At 32.7% G+C, this 4174-nt stretch carries 4 protein-coding genes; all 4 read right to left on the bottom strand.

The genetic code is table 11. The features are described from left to right. The coding region (locus RYK07_RS08800; RefSeq protein ID WP_314853489.1) for an ABC transporter permease at positions 1-1304 on the bottom strand (1304 nt) is incomplete at its 3' end. Between the two features lie 17 nt (positions 1305-1321). After that, on the bottom strand, positions 1322-1957 hold the full coding sequence (locus RYK07_RS08795) for an ABC transporter ATP-binding protein (RefSeq protein WP_314853488.1): 636 nt from the start codon (positions 1955-1957) through the stop codon (positions 1322-1324). A gap of 10 nt (positions 1958-1967) precedes the next feature. Beyond that, positions 1968-3239, bottom strand: a complete 1272-nt coding sequence (locus tag RYK07_RS08790) for an ABC transporter permease (RefSeq protein WP_399546618.1) — start codon at positions 3237-3239, stop codon at positions 1968-1970. A gap of 160 nt (positions 3240-3399) precedes the next feature. After that, positions 3400-4174 (bottom strand): SIALI-17 repeat-containing surface protein (locus tag RYK07_RS08785; RefSeq protein ID WP_399546616.1); only part of this gene is annotated, 775 nt, incomplete at its 5' end.

Genomic DNA, 4174 nt, shown 5'->3' with positions numbered 1-4174 from the left:
CCTAATACCACAATCATAAATCCAACTACATATAGTACATTTGTTGGTTGAATCACCATTTCTAAAGAAGTTAATGTCTTATTAAAGCCATCTACTTCAGCTCCGCCACCTAAACCCGTTGAGGCTGCTTGTTTGCCCATTTGTTTTGCAATACTTGAAGTAACACTTGAAAGTAATTGGTTTCCAACTGTCTTTCCTGTTAAAATAGCAACTCCTGTTGCACCGATAAAGGCTGGTAAACTAATGAACAATAACTCCCATACAAATTGTCCAAATATTTCCATTTTCGATAAGCCAATCGATAATAGAACACCAATTTCTCTTTGACGAGCATTCATCCATAAGAATAGTAATAATGCTACTGTAATTCCTGCAAATGCAATAGATCCAATAAATAATTTATTTGCGATTGAATACATCCCAGAAATTGATTGTTGTAGGGCTGGGAAGTTAGAAGAACTTTTTACTAAATTATAAGATTTCCAATTAATCGCTAATTTCCCTAAATCTTTAATGACTGTATCAAGATTTTTATTTCCTTTTACAAAAAATGTCGCATCTTGATACACTGCTGTATCTTCTGTATTTCCATATACTTTAGCAGCTGTATGAATATCCGTTACTAATGTATTTTCATATAGTTCTTGTGCTGCAGTAACTCGATTTTTATTATGACCATCAAACAGTCCTTTAATTTCCACTTCTACCGTTTCATTAGCACCTTTTTCATTGTCAGCATCATAGACATTTGATTTTAATGTAATTTTATCGCCTACTTTTAAGTGATTTTTTTCGGCTAAATCTTTATGCATTAAAATTTTATGTTTATCCGATTCAACTAATGGGCTTCCTTCCACTAATTGATAGGCACCAGAAACAAATTTATTTTCTTTTGCAGAATCATTAACCCCTGTTAGCATCACTGCACGTTTAAATTTCTTAATACGATCAGGTGTTAATACTCCTTGAGTTTCTTTTGTTTCAATAATATCGTAGTCTGCTAAATCAGCAACACTATTAATTCGTTTAACAGTACCTTCGATATCTGGAGATTCAGAGATTTTTTTAATATCTTCTCCTTTAATGTTTCCTCCACCACGAGGGGTTCCTTGATTCACACGACGATTAATTTCCATTGAAAAACTATTTGTAATATTTTTAAACACTTCTTTTGAAGCTTGATTCGTTGCATCTTTCATCGATAATCCAATCATACTTAATGTCGCCATAGATAATACAACAGCAAATAATACAAATGATTTGAAGATTTTTCTTGAAATATAAGCAAATGCATTTTTTATCATAATCTTTCTCCCTTAATTTATTTCACTTCGTGAAGTTTTGTTTCACGCAATTCTAATATCGTATCTGCAGCATTTGCTACTTCTTTACTATGTGTTACAACAATGACACATTTCTGTCTTTCTTTTGCTAATGCTTTCAGTACATCAATAATTTCTCCTGCAGTTTGTTCATCTAAATTTCCCGTTGGTTCATCCGCTAAAATAATTGGAGCCTCTGAAACTAATGAACGAGCAATAGCAACCCTTTGTTGTTGTCCACCTGATAATTTTAAAACATTACGATTCACATGACTTTCTTCTAAACCTAATTGTAATAAAATTTCCTTTGTAGCTTGAGGGTTCACTAAACGAATATTTTCTAAAGGAGTTAAATAATCAATTAAATTATAATTTTGGAATACTAAGGAAATATGATGTTTACGATGATAACTATCTCCTTTTTCTTGAATATCTTCTCCTTCAAATAAAATCTTCCCGCTTGTTGGATTATCTAATGCTGCTAATAAAGATAATAATGTCGATTTCCCAGAACCCGATTTCCCAATAATCGCGTAAAATTTACCGGCTTCAAATTCTTGATCAATTTGTGATAACACAGATTGACGTGCTTCCTTATATTGATAACTTACTTTATTCATTGATAATACACTCATTTTCATTCTCCTAACTCATTTTTGATAATATTTCTTTTGGTTTTTTCATTAAAAAGATTCCTAATGTTACAGCAAGTGAGAATACAATCACTATTGCTAATAATGCATAACTTTGACTAAACACGGTCATTACTGCCTGTTGTGCTCCTTTTGAAATAAAGTTTCCTAAAGGAGATTGTTCCGAATCCATCGATATAAATCCATTCATTAATTGATGAACCATCATAGGCACTAATGCAAACGAAACAAAAATAGCTGGAATCGTCAATAAGAATAATTCAACAAAGAATTTTCCAATAATCCAAGCTTTATGAATTCCAATTGATAATAAAATACCAATTTCATAAATTCTTTCTCTGACACTTAACATTAGCATTAGAGATAAAACAACTGCTCCAGCAATTAATATCCCTACTGTCATCCACTGAACCATACTTTGAAGACCTGTAATACTTTCTAATATATCATCGAAATCTTGCTTTTGATCCTCGATTACAAACTCTTCCCAATTGAATGGTAAAGCTTCTATAGCTTGTTTCATTTTTTGTAATTCTTCACTTGAAGAAGCAAAAATATTTAATCCTGTCACAACTTCTTCTGAACCACTAGAAAAGGCTTGACGAATCGATTCATAATCCGTAAACACTGTATTTTCACTATAATCAGAAGTTAATCCTGTATAAGTTTCTTGCTTTTTCCCAGAAAAAATTCCAACAATTTCATAGTTCACTTTTTTCTTTTCACCAGTTTCTTGTTGGATTACATCAAGAGTGATCGTATCTCCAAGATTCAATTGATTTTTAGAAGCTAATTCTTCATGAATCATGATTTTATGAACATCCGTTGCTTCTATTATTTTTCCCTTTATTAATGAGAAAACTCCACTTGAAAATAGTTTTTCTCGATTCACTTGACTACTCGAATTAAGTGAAACAACATTTTTCATTTCTTCATCAACATCATCTCGTTGAATTTTTTCTTCACCCGTCACTACTGTATGATTTTCTAATTTTGCAATGGTTTGATAATGTTTTTCTAAAGACTCATTATCTGCAACTTTTTTTATTTCTTCCACTTGTTTGAAAGAAAAACTTGTTCCATCTTTTTTTCTAAATTCAAACGAAGAAGTTGTCGTTTGTTTTAATTGTTGTTGCACTGTGGAAGTCGTAGATAATAACCTCATACAAGCAAATATACAAGCTAAAATGACACTAAAGATAGTGATTAGTATCAGACTTTTCTTTCTTTTTCTAAAAATATAAAGTGCTGCATTTTTTATCAAAGGAATAACTCCTCTCTCTCATTTCTTATCTGTAACTTATTATAAAGAGCGTTTATGAAATGTATATGAAATGAAAATAAAAAAAGGAATTAAGTCATATTTCAGACTTAATTCCTTTTCTCCTTCTTTGTTATACCAAAGTGATTATTCTCAATTTATTTTAGTCTTCTTGTCTTTTTCCCACATATAGTGACATTAAGATTCCGCTAGCTAACACGATATAGATATAATCTGATTGAGTTCCAGTTTCTGGTAAGTAACTATTTGGAGTTGTAGTACCTGTTTCTGGTACAGGAGTTCTTTCAGGAACTACAGGTGTAGTATTTTCTGTTGGAACTTCTTTTTCACGAGAAACTTCTGCTGGAGGAGGTGTTGTACCATTTGTTGGTGGTACTTTACCTTCTCTAGGTACTTCATTAACTGGAGGAACATTACCGTTATCGCTTGGAGTTGGAATGTTCATCTCTGGTACTTCATGTACTGGAGGTGTTGGCATTCCTGGTACATCAGCATTATTACATTCATTTACTTCAGGCATTCCTGGTACTCCACCATTGAATTCTGGTACTTCGTGTACTTCTGGCATTCCTGGTACTCCACCATTAAATTCTGGATTTTCATAAACCGGAGGATCAAGTGGTGTTACCCCGCCTGTGTATTCTGGTAATTCATGAACTGGTGGTTCTGGCATTGCGAATTTAGGTCCTTCTGGAACATTATTTGTTGGAGGAACTGGTTTGTCATTTGATGGTGTTACTGGTTTGTCTTTGCAACCACATTTACCATCTTTACCGTCACGTCCATCACGTCCATCTTTACCGTCTTTAACAACTGTTTTTGTCACAGTACCATCAGAATTGATAATTGTGATTGTATGAGATCCATCTCCATTATCTTCAACAGAAACTTTTGGTGATTTACCATCTTTTCCGTCT

Origin of the sequence: uncultured Granulicatella sp., assembly GCF_963528315.1 — a bacterium.
In the GTDB taxonomy this organism is placed as follows: Bacteria; Bacillota; Bacilli; order Lactobacillales; family Aerococcaceae; genus Granulicatella.
The sequence above is the reverse complement of the archived record's forward strand: the minus strand, read 5'-3'. Positions and strand labels throughout refer to the sequence as shown.